General features: G+C 73.7%; 12 protein-coding genes. 8 read left to right on the forward strand and 4 right to left on the reverse strand.

The features are described from left to right. Nucleotides 1-94 precede the first annotated feature (94 nt). From aceA to WDV06_RS03350, 4 genes are all read left to right on the forward strand, one after another. Nucleotides 95-1,381, forward strand: coding sequence for an isocitrate lyase (aceA, locus tag WDV06_RS03335; protein WP_395508064.1), 1,287 nt, complete (start codon nt 95-97; stop codon nt 1,379-1,381). 92 nt (nt 1,382-1,473) lie between these two features. Next, a complete protein-coding gene (gene aceB / locus WDV06_RS03340; RefSeq protein ID WP_395508065.1) occupies nt 1,474-3,066 on the forward strand; it encodes a malate synthase A in 1,593 nt (530 codons plus the stop codon). After that, on the forward strand, nt 3,063-3,935 hold the full coding sequence (locus WDV06_RS03345) for a 3-hydroxybutyryl-CoA dehydrogenase (RefSeq protein ID WP_395508066.1): 873 nt from the start codon (nt 3,063-3,065) through the stop codon (nt 3,933-3,935). Before aceB ends, WDV06_RS03345 begins: the two co-directional genes overlap by 4 nt. A 218-nt stretch (nt 3,936-4,153) precedes the next feature. After that, on the forward strand, nt 4,154-4,570 hold the full coding sequence (locus WDV06_RS03350; RefSeq protein WP_395508067.1) for a hypothetical protein: 417 nt from the start codon (nt 4,154-4,156) through the stop codon (nt 4,568-4,570). Between the two features lie 271 nt (nt 4,571-4,841). Here the strand turns inward: WDV06_RS03350 and WDV06_RS03355 are convergent, their stop codons facing one another. Further along, nucleotides 4,842-5,495, reverse strand: a complete 654-nt coding sequence (locus tag WDV06_RS03355) for a hypothetical protein (protein WP_395508068.1) — start codon at nt 5,493-5,495, stop codon at nt 4,842-4,844. A gap of 123 nt (nt 5,496-5,618) precedes the next feature. Continuing rightward, nucleotides 5,619-7,016 carry an NAD(P)/FAD-dependent oxidoreductase gene (locus WDV06_RS03360; protein ID WP_395508069.1) on the reverse strand — a complete coding sequence of 466 codons (1,398 nt, stop codon included), beginning with the start codon at nt 7,014-7,016 and terminating at the stop codon, nt 5,619-5,621. A gap of 51 nt (nt 7,017-7,067) precedes the next feature. Between WDV06_RS03360 and WDV06_RS03365 the strand changes: the two genes are divergently transcribed. Further along, the gene (locus tag WDV06_RS03365; RefSeq protein WP_395508070.1) at nt 7,068-8,264 is read left to right on the forward strand and encodes a carboxylate-amine ligase; all 1,197 of its coding nucleotides are present in this window, start codon (nt 7,068-7,070) and stop codon (nt 8,262-8,264) included. Nucleotides 8,265-8,407: 143 nt separating this feature from the next. On the opposite strand, the gene WDV06_RS03370 is transcribed toward WDV06_RS03365, so the two are convergent. Both WDV06_RS03370 and WDV06_RS03375 read right to left on the reverse strand, forming a co-directional pair. Next, complete coding sequence (locus WDV06_RS03370; protein WP_395508071.1) at nt 8,408-9,382, reverse strand: 1-phosphofructokinase family hexose kinase; 975 nt, start codon at nt 9,380-9,382, stop codon at nt 8,408-8,410. Continuing rightward, nucleotides 9,379-10,071: a CBS domain-containing protein gene (locus tag WDV06_RS03375; RefSeq protein WP_395508072.1), complete on the reverse strand. Its 693-nt coding sequence runs from the start codon at nt 10,069-10,071 to the stop codon at nt 9,379-9,381. The genes WDV06_RS03370 and WDV06_RS03375 overlap by 4 nt, the downstream gene beginning before the upstream one ends. A gap of 439 nt (nt 10,072-10,510) precedes the next feature. Between WDV06_RS03375 and WDV06_RS03380 the strand changes: the two genes are divergently transcribed. The 3 genes from WDV06_RS03380 (at nt 10,511) to WDV06_RS03390 (ending at nt 14,222) form a co-directional block, all read left to right on the forward strand. Beyond that, nucleotides 10,511-11,266, forward strand: a complete 756-nt coding sequence (locus tag WDV06_RS03380) for an HAD family hydrolase (protein WP_395508073.1) — start codon at nt 10,511-10,513, stop codon at nt 11,264-11,266. Further along, nucleotides 11,263-13,662, forward strand: coding sequence for a glycoside hydrolase family 65 protein (locus WDV06_RS03385; protein WP_395508074.1), 2,400 nt, complete (start codon nt 11,263-11,265; stop codon nt 13,660-13,662). The genes WDV06_RS03380 and WDV06_RS03385 overlap by 4 nt, the downstream gene beginning before the upstream one ends. A gap of 110 nt (nt 13,663-13,772) precedes the next feature. Next, on the forward strand, nt 13,773-14,222 hold the full coding sequence (locus WDV06_RS03390) for a universal stress protein (protein ID WP_395508075.1): 450 nt from the start codon (nt 13,773-13,775) through the stop codon (nt 14,220-14,222).

Here is a 14,222-nt window from a genome sequence, read left to right on the forward strand (position 1 = left end):
GCCGCAACCCTCATCAAGGCACAGCGTGCCAATCCCTCGCTTTCGATGACGAGTGTGTTGGCAGACCAAGCGACTTACGGAGACGGTGACGGTCATGGCAGACACCCGCACGACGGCAGCGGCCGAGCAACTCAAGCAGCGGTGGGCCGAGGACCCCCGGTGGGCGGGCATCGAGCGCACCTACTCGGCAGAGCACGTCGTCCGCCTGTCCGGGCGCGTGCGCGAGGAACACACCCTGGCCCGGCGCGGCGCCGAGCGCCTGTGGCGACAGCTGCACGACCTGGACTACGTCCACGCGCTCGGCGCGCTCACCGGCGGCCAGGCCGTCCAGCAGGTCCGCGCGGGGCTCCAGGCGATCTACCTGTCGGGCTGGCAGGTCGCAGCCGACGCCAACCAGGCCGGGCACACCTACCCCGACCAGTCCCTCTACCCGGTCAACTCCGTTCCCCAGGTGGTCCGCCGGATCAACAACGCCCTGCTGCGCGCCGACCAGATCGCCACCTCCGAGGGCGGCACGGACACTACGGACTGGCTGGCGCCGATCGTCGCGGACGCGGAAGCCGGCTTCGGCGGCCCGCTGAACGCCTTCGAGCTGACGAAGGCGATGATCGCCGCGGGCGCGGCGGGCATCCACTACGAGGACCAGCTCGCCTCCGAGAAGAAGTGCGGCCACCTCGGCGGCAAGGTCCTCGTGCCCACCTCGCAGCACATCCGCACGCTGAACGCCGCCCGCCTCGCGGCCGACATCGCCGACACCCCCACCCTGGTCATCGCCCGCACCGACGCCCTCGCCGCGAACCTGCTCACCAGCGACGTCGACGAACGCGACGCACAGTTCACCACCGGGGAGCGCACGGCGGAGGGCTTCTACCGGGTCCGGAACGGCATGGCTCCGGTGATCGCCCGAGGCTTGGCCTACGCCCCGTACGCCGACCTGATCTGGGTCGAGACGGGAACCCCGGACCTGGCCCAGGCCCGGGCGTTCGCCGAAGCGATCCACGCCCAGTACCCGGACCGGATGCTCGCCTACAACTGCTCGCCGTCCTTCAACTGGAAGGCGGCCCTGGACGACGACCGGATCGCCAAGTTCCAGAAGGAGCTGGGCGCCATGGGGTACAAGTTCCAGTTCATCACGCTGGCCGGCTTCCACTCCCTCAACCACGGCATGTTCGACCTCGCCCGCGGCTACGCCCAGCACGGCATGACCGCCTACGTCGACCTCCAGGAGCGCGAGTTCGCGGCCCAGCGGCACGGCTTCACGGCCGTCAGGCACCAGCGCGAGGTCGGCACCGGCTACTTCGACCTGGTCTCCACCGCCGTCAACCCCGCCTCGTCCACCACGGCACTGACCGGCTCCACCGAGGAAGAGCAGTTCCACTGAGCCCGTAGAGCCCACACGCCGTCCGGCCCGACGGGGGTGGGAGACCCACCCCCGCCCGCCCCCGCTCGCCTTTCCCGCCCAGGAGTGCCCCGATGCCCACCAGTGCCCCTGCCCGCCCCGTGCACGTCCTCGCGGCCCCGGGCGACCGCCACGACCGGATCCTCAGCCCCGCCGCCCTGGACTTCCTCGCCCGCCTCGCCGAGGCCTTCGGTGACCGCCGCGAACAGCTGCTCAAGGAACGTCGCCGGCAGGCCATCCGCCTGGCTTCCGGCTCCCCGCTCGACTTCCCCCTCACGTCCGCCGCCGTCCGGGCCGACCCGACCTGGCGGGTGGCCGCCCCGGCCCCCGGGCTGGAGGACCGCCGGGTGGAGATCACCGGACCGCCCGATCGGCGCACGGCCGTCGACGCCCTCAACTCCGGCGCCCGCGTCTGGATGGCGGACTTCGCGGACGCCACCGCACCCACCTGGGACAATGTCATCGGTGGCCAGCTGACCCTCCTCGACGCCATCGAGCGCCGGATCGACTTCACCACGCCCGAGGGCAAGGAGTACAGGCTCGGCGAGCATCCGGCCACCATCATGGTCCGGCCCCGGGGGTGGCACCTCCTGGAGGAACACCTGGAGTTCGACGGCCGGCCCGTCCCCGCCCCCGTGGTCGACCTCGGGCTGTACTTCTTCCACTGCGCGCAGCGCCAGATCGACGCCGGGCACGGCCCGTACTTCTGCCTGCCCAAGCTGGAGAACCGCTACGAGGCGCGGCTTTGGAACGACGTCTTCGTCCTGGCCCAGGACCTCCTCGGCATCCCCCGCGGCACCGTCCGCGCCACCGTCCCGATCGAGACGATCACGGCCGCGTTCGAGATGGAGGAGATCCTCTACGAACTGCGCGAGCACTCCGCCGGCCTCGACGCGGGCCGCCGGGACTACCTCTTCAGCCTGATCAAGACCTTCGGCCACCGCACCGACTTCCTCCTGCCCGAACGCGCGCAGGTGACCACCACCGTCCCCTTCATGCGGGCGTACACCGACCTCCTCGTCCGTACCTGCCACAAGCGCGGCGCCCACGCCATCGGTGGCATGGCCGCACACGTCCCCGGCAAGGACCCCGAGGCCGACGCCGCCGCCCTCGCCGAGGTGCGCCTCGACAAGGAGCGCGAGGCCGAGGACGGCTTCGACGGCTCCGGGGTGGCCCACCCGGGCCTGGTCTCCGTCTGCCGCGAGGTCTTCGACGGGGTCCTGGGGGAGCGGCCCCACCAGCTGGACCGCACCCGCGAGGACGGGCACGTGACGGCTGCGGACCTGCTCTCTGTCCGGCGGATCGGCGGACCGCCCACGGAACAGGGCGTGCGCAGCAACATCACCGTCGCGCTGCGGTACTTCGACGCCTGGCTGCGGGGGCAGGGCGCCGTGGCCCTGTACGGGCTGATGGAGGACGCCGCGACCGCCGAGATCGCCCGGGCCCAGATCTGGCAGTGGCTGCGTCACCGGGTCATCGACCGTGAGGACGTACTCCGCATCCTCGGCGAGGAACTGGCAGCTTTCGGTGCCCGGCACCCCTGGGCGGCCCTCGACGAGGTGCGGGAGCTGTTCGAGCGGAACGCCCTCGCCCCCGAGCTCCCGCTCTTCTTCACCCCCGACGCCTACACCCGCCACCTCGTGCGCATCCCGCAGGTGCGGTCATGAGCGCCCGTATCCGCCGGGTCGGGGTGGTCGGCGGCGGCCGGATGGGCGCCGGGATCGCCGAGGTCTGCGCCCGTGCCGGACTCGACACCGTCGTCTGCGAGGCCGACGCCACCGCTGTCTCGGCGGCCCGCGAACGCGTCGCCACCTCCTTCGAACGGGCCGTCCGGCGCGGCAAGCTGGACCGCATCTCCGCAGAAGAAGCCCTGACCCGGTTGGTCTTCTCCGCCGACCTGGAGGACCTCGCGGACCGACAGCTCGTCATCGAGGCCGTGACCGAGAACGCGGACGTCAAGACCGGGACGTTCGCCGCCCTCGACAAGATCGTCGCCGATCCGGCGGCGATCCTCGCCACCAACACCTCCTCCCTCCCCGTCATGCGCCTGGGCATGGCCACAGGCCGCGCCGACCGCGTCGTCGGGCTCCACTTCTTCAACCCGGTGCCCGTCCTGCCGTTGGTAGAGGTCGTCTCCTCGCTCCACACCGGCCGCGAGACCCTGGAGACGGTGGAGGCGTTCGCCCGCGACACCCTGGGCAAGACCGTGATCCGCTCCCAGGACCGGGCCGGCTTCGTCGTCAACGCCCTCCTCGTCCCCTACCTGCTCTCCGCGATCCGGATGGCCGAGTCCGGCTTCGCCACCGCCGCAGACGTCGACGCCGGCATGGAGCTCGGCTGCGCCCACCCCATGGGCCCGCTGAAGCTCGCCGACCTCATCGGCCTCGACACCGTCGCCGCCATCGCCGAGTCGCTGTACGACGAGTTCAAGGAACCCCTCTACGCCCCACCCCCGCTGCTGATGCGGATGGTGCAGGCGGGACTGCGGGGCCGCAAGACCGGCCGGGGGTTCCACACCTACGACCGGGACTGCTGAGGGACCCGGTGGAGCCGCCGGGCAGAGGGGCCCGGCGGAGCGTGGTGCACGGGGTGCGGCGGAGTGGTGTCCGCCGCACCCCGGGTTCCGCCCCAGAACCGCCCGCCCGGTCTCTCCGGCGGGCGGCTGAAGGTCGTCCCGTTCCTGCGGGTGAAGGCCTCCACCTGATCGGATGACACACCTTCCCGGGGGTGAGGGGAACCCGATAGAACCGCTTCGTGATGACCACTCCCGCCCGCGGGGCCGCCGCCCTGGCACTGGCCTTCCTGCCCCTCACCCTCCCCGCCGCCACGCACGCGGCGCCTGCCGCCCGGCTGGCCGCCCGTACGGTGCTCACGAACTCGGACAACGGTCGGTCTGCCGTCGTGAGCCTGGGTGACGACATCGAAGTCCGACTGACCGGATACCGCGAAAACGGACTCACCTGGACCTGGAGCACCCCGACATCCAGCGATTCCACGGTGCTCCGGCGAACGGCGGGACGCACGGCGCCGAACGGTGACGCGTCGGCCGTCCTGCAGGCGGAACTCGACGGCACCGCGACCATCACCGCGCAACGGCGCTGCCGCCCCGACGCGGGCCGGGTCTGTCCCTTGGTGATCACCCCGTGGAAGGTCACGGTCGAGGTGAAGTGACGACGGAGGTTCGGCAGGCACGTACCGCAAGCGGACGGCCGTAGGCCTGTCCCATCAGCTGCCGGTAGGCGTCCGCGAGCAGGTCGGGCCGGGCGCCGGCGAGGGGCGGGCGCATTGCGGGACTCTGCGGCGAGGGCGGCGTGGCGGGCGGCTGCTCCCGCGGTGGCCTCGGCAGGCGTCAGGTCGGCGATCGGTCTGCGCTCCGGCTGCCAGGGGGCGAGCCAGGGGCTCCGGATGCCGTGCAGGATCTCGGTGGCCGGCTCCTGGGCGGTCAGGGGTGAGGCGTGGAGGCCGTCGCGGTGCGTGCCGGTGGCCACCCACGGGCCGGGGAGGCCGGCCTTCCCGAGGAGGCGGTGTCCGTCGGGTCCCACCGGGCGGTCGGTACGTCGCCGGGGCGGAGGGCCGGTGCGGCGGAGGCACCCGGGTACCAGGTGCCGTCGGCCTGCGGGACGGCGTGCAGTCCGCACGCGGAGGCGCGGTTGGGCGTGCGCAGGACCAGCGGCGGAACGGGGTGGGCGGGGCGGAGGGCCGCGGCGGTGCCTTCGGCCACGACGACCGGCAGCACGGGCGGGTCCGGATCGACGCCGTCCAGGAGCGTGCCGGACCAGGCCCCGGCCGGTCGTGAACGTCCCCTCGCCCGTGGTGACCTCGTAGCCGCTGCCGCTGCCGCTGCCGCTGCCGCGGGAGCGGAGCCCGCCCGCCCCGGCAGCGCCCCGCGTGCGGCGTCCGGGGTCAGCAGCCGGCGGCGGACGTCGAGGAACCGCTCCCGGGGCAGGTACGCGGCGCGCAGCGCCCGGTCGTCGGCCGGCGGCAGGCAGCCGGGGACGTCCGAGGCGTCGCCCGCCTCCACCGCCTTCCGCAGGCGGAGGCCGCCGTGCCGGGTCCGCAGGGCGGCCGCCGTGACCTCGTCCAGTACGCCGGGCATGGCGCATGCCGCCCGCGAGGCCCCGGCCGACCCGACAGCACGACCGGCAGCCCGGGGCGTAGGCGACTGGCCCGCCCGGCACGCCCGCACCCATGACCACCACGTCCCCGTTCACGCGTCGCCTCACATGCTTCCCCCGGCCGCGACGAGGCGCGGATAGGGGTCCAGGTCCAGGAAGAGGCCGGCGGGCGCGTGGTGGGGGCTGGTGGGCAGGGAGAACATCCGGTCGGTGGCGTGGCCGCCCAGTCCGTGGGGCCGCTGCCCGGGCAGGGGGTCGCGGAGCTTCGCGTGGAGGAGGTCGACGGCTTCCTCGCGGGCGTCGCGTACGTCCTCGACGCCGGTGACGATGTCGAGGAAGGACTCGTGGAGGCGCATGCCCGCCCGGTCACGGCGGCTGAGGGTCTGGGCCTTGCGGAAGTAGGCGTCGCGGCCGTCGTGGAGGCGGTAGAAGGCGCTGACGAGGATGAGGAGCCGCTCGTAGGCCTGCCGGTAGGCGGTCTCGTAGAAGCGACGGGCCGCGCCCTCGTCGACCTCGCCGCGCAGGGTGCTTCCGATGGCGGCGGCGCTCAGCAGACCGCTGTACATCGCCAGGTGGACGCCGGTGGACAGCAGCGGGTCGACGAAGCAGGCGGCGTCGCCGACGAGGAAGTAGCCCTCGCCGCAGAACGCGCGGCTCACGTAGGAGTAGTCGCTCTCCACCTTGACCGGCGCGGTGCGGCGGGCACGGGCGAGGATCCGGGTCAGGTGCGGGGAGCCCTCCACCGCCTGGTGGTAGACGGCGTCGACGGACCCGTGGCGCTCCCGGGCCCGGTGGAAGGACCGCTTGCCGGTGACCAGGCCGACGCTGAGGGTGCCGTCGTGGAGGGGGATGGCCCACAGCCAGCCGTCCTCGGGGAGCGAGAAGACTCCGATCGCGCCGTCCGGTGCTGAAGGCAGGGGTACCGCGCCCCGCCAGTAGCTCCAGACGGCGACGTTGCGGAACGCGTCGTGGAACCGGCGGGCGCCCCGCCGGCGGGCGCCCAGGACCCCGGCCCGGCCGGAGGCGTCGATGAAGTACCGGAAGGCGGTGCTGCCTTCACGGCCGTCACGGGTGGCCCAGGCGGCCTCCGTCGCCCGGCCCGCCGGCAGCGCCACCTGGCGGACGCTCGTCTCCTCCCGTACCACGGCGCCCTGGCCGCGGGCGTGCTCCAGCAGCAGCCGGTCGAACTCCCCGCGGACGACCTGGAAGCTGTACGGGGCGGGCCGGTGGGGTTCGTCGAAGCCCAGGGACCACTCCTCGCCGCCCCACCCGTAGAAGGCGCCGGTCTTGCGGACGAAGCCGTACCCCTCGACGAGCTCGCGCGCGCCCATCGCCTCCAGGACGGGCAGCAGGGAGGGGAGCAGGGACTCGCCGATGTGGTAGCGGGGGAAGCGGTCCCGCTCCAGCACCGTCACCTCGAAACCCCGGCGCGCGAGGAGCGCGGCCGCCGTTGCCCCGCCGGGGCCGCCGCCGGCGATCGGGATCTGTGTCCGGTCGCGCATGTCACTCCCGAGAAAGGTTTCGGTATCGCTGTCGGTGACAGGATGATGACCGTGACCAGTAAAGGGCGGACACCCGCGGTACCGGAAGGAGCCGGTTCGGCCACCGGCTACGACGCCCCTGCGGCAGGCCGGCGCAGACGGGCCCTGACCGTGGGGGCCGAGGAGGAGTACCTGCTGGTCGACCCGGTGACCAGGGAGCTGAGACCGGAGGCCCGGAAGGTGGTCGCCGAAGCCGCCTCCGAACTGGGCGAGCGGGTCACCACGGAGATCACCTGCTACCAGGTCGAGGCGCGCACCGACCCCCACACCAGCCTGGCCGCCTTCGCCGACCAGGTCCGCGCCATGCGCACGGCCGTCGTGCGCGCCGCCGCGCGGCACGGCCTGGGCGTCGTCTCCAGCGGCACGCCCGTTCTGTCCCAGCCCTGGCCGCCGGCGGTGACCGACGGGCCCCGGTACGCCCGGAGCGTGGCGATGTTCGGGGCCTTGGACGACGAACAGACCATCTGCGCCTGCCACCTCCACATCGGCATCCCCGACGTGGGCCTCGCCCTGAAGGTCAGCAACCACCTGCGCAGCCGGCTCCCGCAACTGATCGCGCTCTCCGCCAACTCCCCGTACTGGCAGGGCCGGGACACCGGATACGCGAGCTGGCGCACCCTGGCCTGGGCGCGCTGGCCCGCCGCCGGACCGCCACCGCACTTCGACTCGACGGAGCACTTCGACGCCCTCGTCGAGGACCTCACCGCGACCGGAACCATCATGGACCGCGGCGGACTCTACTGGGACATCCGTCCCTCCCACCATGTGCCCACCCTGGAGATCCGGGCGTTCGACGCCGCACCCACCGCGGCGGACACCGTGCTGCTCGCCGCGGTCACCAGAGCCCTCGTCGCCACCGCCCTCGCGGACATCGAGACGGGCAGGCCCGCCTTCCGCCCGCCGTCGGGCCTCCTGCGGACCGCGTGCTGGCGCGCCGCACGCGACGGCCTGACCGGAGACGCCGTGGACCTGCACACCCGGCGCCTCCAGCCTGCCGTCAGGCTCGTCGAACGGATGCTGGACGATCTGCGCCCCGCCCTCCTGCACCACGGCGACCTGGAGACGGTCACCGCCGGCTGGGCCCGCCTGCGCACCCTCGGCAACGGCGCCGAACGCCAACGGGCGGCCCACCGCGGCCGCCACCGCGTCTCGGACGTCGTGGACGCCCTGGCGGAAGCCGTCGGCGCCGCGGACCAGGACGACGACTGACGGCTGTCGGACCCCGCCCGCGCTCCAGCGGTTCCCGGTGTGCGCGGATCGTGGACGCGGAACCGGCCGGAGGGGTGCCGTGGCAGGCCATGTGGCGTCCGGCGACCCGGCCAACGCCGACCTGGACGACAGGCCGGTGCTCCTCAGTCGGCGGTGATCTTCACCTGGGACCGGAGCGACCGTGCCACGTCCACGTCGAAGGATTCGGTGCTGGGGGTGAGCATCGCCGCGGCGGCCGCGGCCACCCCGAGGGCGCAGGCGCTGACCGGATCGTCTCCGGCCGCCAACCGGGTGGCGAGCGCGGCGACCATGCTGTCTCCGGCCCCCGCGTCGCTCAAGGGCTCACCGGGGAGCGGCGGCGCGTAGAGCCGGGTGTGGCCTCGGGAGGTCGAGCACAGGGCGCCCAGCGCTCCGAGCGTCGTGACGGCGATCTCGGCGGCCCCGGTGGTGAGCAGGTGCTCGTTGAGGGCCCGGGCGTCGGCGAAGCCGCTGACGGCCCGGCCGGTCAGGCTCTCGGCCTCCGTCCGGTTGCACCGGAACAGGAACACGCCCTCCGCCAGCGCCGCCCGGAGCGCCGGCCCGGAGGTGTCCAGGATCAGCCGGGATCCGGCCTCCCTGACCACGCGGGCGACGGACGCGAAGTAGTCGTCGGGCAGGCCGCCCGGCAGGCTGCCGCTGGCCACGGCGTACGGGCAGCCGCCGACCAGCCGCCCCAGGACTTCCAGGCACCGCTGTCCCTCGTGGTGGTGCACGCGCGGGCCGGGTGGCACGATGTGGTAGCTGCGGCGCGACGAGGCCTCGAACAGCACGAGGGCCTCGCGGGTGTCGTCCTCGATGCCGACGGCGACGTGGTCGATGCCCTCCTGGTCGAGCAGCCGGTTGAGGCGCGGGCCGGGCCCGCCTCCGGCCGTGTGGACGGCCGTGGCCCGTCCTCCGAACCGTACGACGTGACGGGCGACGTTGATCCCTCCGCCCCCGGCGCCCACCGACCTGACCCGCGCACGGTTCTTGCCGGTGCCCTCCAGCCGTTCGACTTCCCAGCAGAGGTCGATCGTGGGGTTCATCGTCAGGGTGACGACCGCCGGACCGGCGGGATCCGGTGTCGCGGCCGTGCTCATCGCGGTGCCCGCGGCGCAGCCGGCCTCCCCGGGGCCGACGGTTCGGTGTGCGCTTCCAGCCGGGAGCGGACGTCGACGACGCCCTCGACGGAGTGGGCGAGGCGTTCGGCCATGGGGATCAGGGTGGGGTCCCGGACCTGGCCGGTCAGGGTGGCGACGCCCTGGGAGACGGTGACCTTGACCGCTTCGCGGGAGAGGGGGAAGAGACGTGCGACGACGCTCCGGCGGATCTCCTCGGCGAGTTCTTCGTCGGTGCGCAGGAAGACCTTGAGCAGGTCGGCGCGGCTGACGATGCCCTTGAGGGTGCCGTCGGCGTCGACGACCGGGAGGCGCTTGACGTGGCGGTCGGTCATGAGGCGGGCGGCCTGGGGGAGGGTGGCGTCGGGGCGGACCGTGACGGCGGGGGTGGTCATGAGGTTCTCGGCGCGGGTGGAGCCGGCCTTGGCGGTGTCGCCGAGGCGGCGCATCTGTTCGATCAGGCCGGGGCGGTGTTCGTGGAACTCCTCCTTCGGCAGGAGGTCCGCTTCGGAGACCACGCCGACGACGCGGCCCTCGCCTTCCACGACGGGGAGGGCGGTCACCTTCCAGCGCTGCATGGCGGCGGCGATGTCCTTGAAGCCGGTCGACGGGGTGATGGCGATGACCCTGGTGGTCATGACATCGGCGACGGTGTAGGGGGTGGAGGTCATGGCGGGGTCCTCAGCGGGCGTGGGCGAGCGGGGTTCCGCTGCCGTAGGGGGCGAACGGGTCGGGGAGCCGGGCGCGGGCGGAGACGGACGGGCCGACGGTCGGGTCCCTCGTCTCCCTCACCCTGCGCCGGGGCCGGGGCGGGCCGGAAGGGCCGCGCGGTGCATACCGCGGGGACCGTCCGGCCCAGGCCGGCGGACCAGGACGGCCCACCGGAGCGGGGACGCGTGGACCGCACGCGGGAGAGGGCCCGACCGGTCCCGGGTGGGGGCCGACCGGCCCAAGCGCGGCAGCGGCACAGGGGACAGCCTGGCGTTGACCCTTCCGCGGAGCCGAGGGCGGTCGCCGTACCGCCCCAGGAGCAGTGATGGCCATGAAGAGCACCACCACCGAGGGCACCACCCGCCGGCAGCCGGCGCCGTCCGGCGGGGTGCACGGCTGATGCGCACGCCGCGCGCGGTCGTCTTCGATACCGACGGGGTGCTCCTGCCCACGGCCGCTCGGCACGCGGCCGCCTGGAAGGAGACCTTCGACGGCTGCCTCCTCCCCTGGGCCCGGCGCTCCGGCGGGAGGCCCCGCGCGTTCGACGCGGTCCGTGAGTACCGGGAGCTGGTGGACGGCAGATCCCGGCTCGACGGCGTGCGGGCCTTCCTCGCGGCACGCCGCATCGACCTCCCGCCCGGAGAGCCCGGGGATCCGCCGGGATGCGACACGGTGCAGGCGGTCGCCCACCGCAAAGAGCGGATCTTTTCCGAGATGGTGCGCACCGAAGCGCCACGGGCGTTCGACGACGTCCGGCCCGCACTGCTCGGCCTGAGGGACATGCGGGTCGGGTGCGCGGCGGTCTCGGCCTCACGACACGCGCGCTCCCTCCTGGAAGCAGCGGGCCTCGCGGACTGGTTCGAGGTGATCGTGGACGGAGCCGAAGCCCAGGAGCGGGGCCTCGCGGGCAAACCCGCGCCCGCGCTCTTCCTGGAGGCCGCCGGGCGTCTCGGTGTCGGCCCTGAGGACGCCGCCGTCGTGGAGGACGCGCTCGTCGGTGTGGAGGCGGGCCGCCGCGGCCGCTTCGGCCTGGTCGTGGGAATCGACCGCGACGGTGACCCCCGCACGGCGGACGCCCTGCGCGCCCACGGCGCCCACCTCGTCCTGTCCGGTCTCGGCGGGCTGCCCGCCGCCCTGGAAGGCAGCCTGCCGTGAGTTCGTCCTGGGAGTGGGAATACCAGCAGTACGACCCCAAGACCGAGCGGCTGGTCGAGTCCCTGTGCACCCTCGGCAACGGCCGGTTCGCCACCCGCGGAGCTGCCCCCGAGTGCTCCGCCGACGCCGTCCACTACCCGGCCACCTACCTGGCCGGCTGCTACAACCGCCTCGCCTCCCCCATCGGCGGGCGCACCGTCTCGAACGAGGACCTGGTCCGACTGCCCGACTGGACCGCCCTGCGCTACCGCTGCCTGCCCGACGGCGCCCCGCCCGGTGACTGGCTCACCCCCGACCACCCCTCACTGCGCCACTGCCGTGTCACCCTGGACCTCCGCGCCGGAACGCTCACCCGTCGGCTCCTCTTCCACGACGCCCAGGGGCGCCGCCTCGGCGTCACCCACGTCCGCCTCGTCGACATGAGCGACCCCGCTCTGGCCGCCCAGCGCACCGTCCTGCGGGCGTACGGCTGGAGCGGCAGGGTCGAAGTCCGAGCCGTACTCGACGGCGACGTCACCAACGCCGGGGTGGAGCGGTACCACTCCCTGGCGGGCCGCCACTGGGCGCAGCACCGGGCCGGGGTGGAGGCGGAGGGCGTCGCCTGGCTGGCGTGCACCACGTCGGCGACCGCAGTGCGGATCGGGCTCGCGGTCCGGACGTCCGTACGGCCCATCGCGAACGTCGGCCGGGCCTGCACGGCCGACGCCGCGACACAGACGTCCGTCCTGCCCATCCGCCGAGGGCGGCCGGTCGTGATCGTGAAGACCGCCGCGCTGTTCAGCTCGCTCGACCGGCCCTTCACCGACCCGGTGCGACGCAGCATCGAGTACGCCACGCACGCCCCGGACTTCCCGGCGCTGCTGGCGTCCCATCAGGCTTCCTGGCAGCGGATCTGGGAAGAAGGGCAGTTGCAGGCGCCGGGGGAGACCGGCAGGATCCTGCGCCTGCACGCTTTCCACGTGCTGCAGACCCTCTCGCCGCACACCGCCGAACTCGACGTCGGCGTCCCCGCCCGGGGCCTGCACGGCGAGGCCTACCGGGGACACGTCTTCTGGGACGAGCTGTTCGTCCTGCCCTACCTGTCCCTGCACTTCCCCGAGACCGCCCGCGCCCTGCTGATGTACCGCCACCGCCGGCTGCCCGCGGCTCGGGACGCGGCGCGCCGGGCAGGTGCCCGGGGCGCGATGTTCCCCTGGCAGAGCGGAAGTTCCGGCGGGGAGGAGACGCAGAGCCTGCACCTCAACCCGCGGTCGGGCCGGTGGCTGCCGGACCACTCCCACCTCCAGCGCCACGTGGGATCCGCCATCGCCTGGAACGTCTGGCAGTACGGCCTCGCCACCGGGGACACCGGCTTCATGCACGGCCCCGGCGCCGAACTCCTCCTGGACATCGCCCGGTTCTGGGCCGGCGCCGCCACGTGGGACGCGGGGTTCGGCCGCTACCGGATCCGGGGCGTCGTCGGCCCCGACGAGTACCACGACGCCTACCCGGACGCCGCCGCCCCCGGCATCGACGACAACGCGTACACCAATGTCACCGCGGCCTGGGTGCTCGCCCGCGCGCTGGACGTGTACGGGACTCTCCCGGCCGCCCGGCGCGCCGAACTCCTCGCGCACCTCGGCCTCGCCGCGGACGGCCCCGACCTCTGGGACGACCTCTCGCGCCACCTGTACGTGCCCTTCCACCAGGGCGTGATCAGCCAGTTCCACGGCTACGGCGACCTCGCCGAGCTCGACTGGGAGAAGTACCGCGCCCGCTACCACGACATCCGGCGCCTGGACCGCATCCTGGAGGCCGAAGGCGACAGCCCCAACCGCTACCAGGCCTCCAAGCAGGCCGACGCGCTCATGCTCGGCTTCCTCTTCCGTCCCGCGGAGCTCGCCCGGACGTTCACCCGGCTCGGCTACGCACTCGACGACGCGCTGTGGGACCGGACGGTCTCCTACTACCTGCGCCGGACCTGTCACGGCTCCACGCTCAGCGGACTCGTCCACGGCTGGGTCCTCGCCCGGCAGCAGGGTCCGGACGCGTGGCGCTACTGCGAGGACGCCCTGCTGACCGACGTCACCGACGCCCAGGGCGGCACCGCCGGGGAAGGGATCCACCTGGGTGCGATGGCGGGCACCCTCGACCTCGTCGAACGCGCCGTCGCAGGGCTCGATCCGGGACCCGACGGCCTGCACGTCGACCCGGTGGCCCTGTCCGGGATCTCGGGCTCCGCCTTCTCGGTGTCGTACCTCGGGCACCGGGACGTCCGCGTCCGGTTCCGCCCGGGAAGGCTGGGCATCCGGGTTCCGGCATCGCTCCTGGGCCCGCTGCCGCTGGTCCTGCCCGGTGGCCTGCGGGAGCAGGTCGAAGCAGGACAGGAGAGGTGGTTCCGCCTGCCGACGGGCTGAGACGGCACGGTGACGCTCCAGCGGCGGCGGTCGCGCTGCCGGGCTCTTCGCGTGGCGGAGGGCCCTCGCCTCGCCCACGCTGGAGGTAGATCTCGAAAGGGGTGAAGGGCATGGACACGCAGCATGAGGCCCCGCGGATCGTGGTGGGCGTCGACGGTTCGCCCTCGTCCCAGACCGCGTTGCGGTGGGCGGTGCGGTACGCCGGCCTCGTCGGCGGGAAGGTCGAGGCGGTGACGGCCTGGGAGGTTCCCGGCGAGGCGTCCTGGTCGGCTCCGGCGGTGGACGCGACGTTCGACGAGGAGGAGGCCGAACGGCGCCTGGTCGAGGAGGTCCGCACGGTGCTCGGTGACCAGGGGGCGTCCCAGGTCCACGAACGGCTGGTGCGCGGGCATCCGGCCGATGTCCTGGTGGACGCGGCCGAGGGGGCCGACGTGCTGGTCGTGGGCAGTCGCGGACGCGGTGGTTTCCGCCGGGCCCTCCTCGGTTCGGTGAGCCAGCAGGTCGCGCTCCACGCGCCGTGTCCGGTGACCATCGTCCGACCGGACGCGCCCGTCGCCTGA

The organism is Streptomyces racemochromogenes (genome assembly GCF_044129415.1).
GTDB classification, from domain to species: Bacteria; Actinomycetota; Actinomycetes; order Streptomycetales; family Streptomycetaceae; genus Streptomyces; species Streptomyces racemochromogenes_A.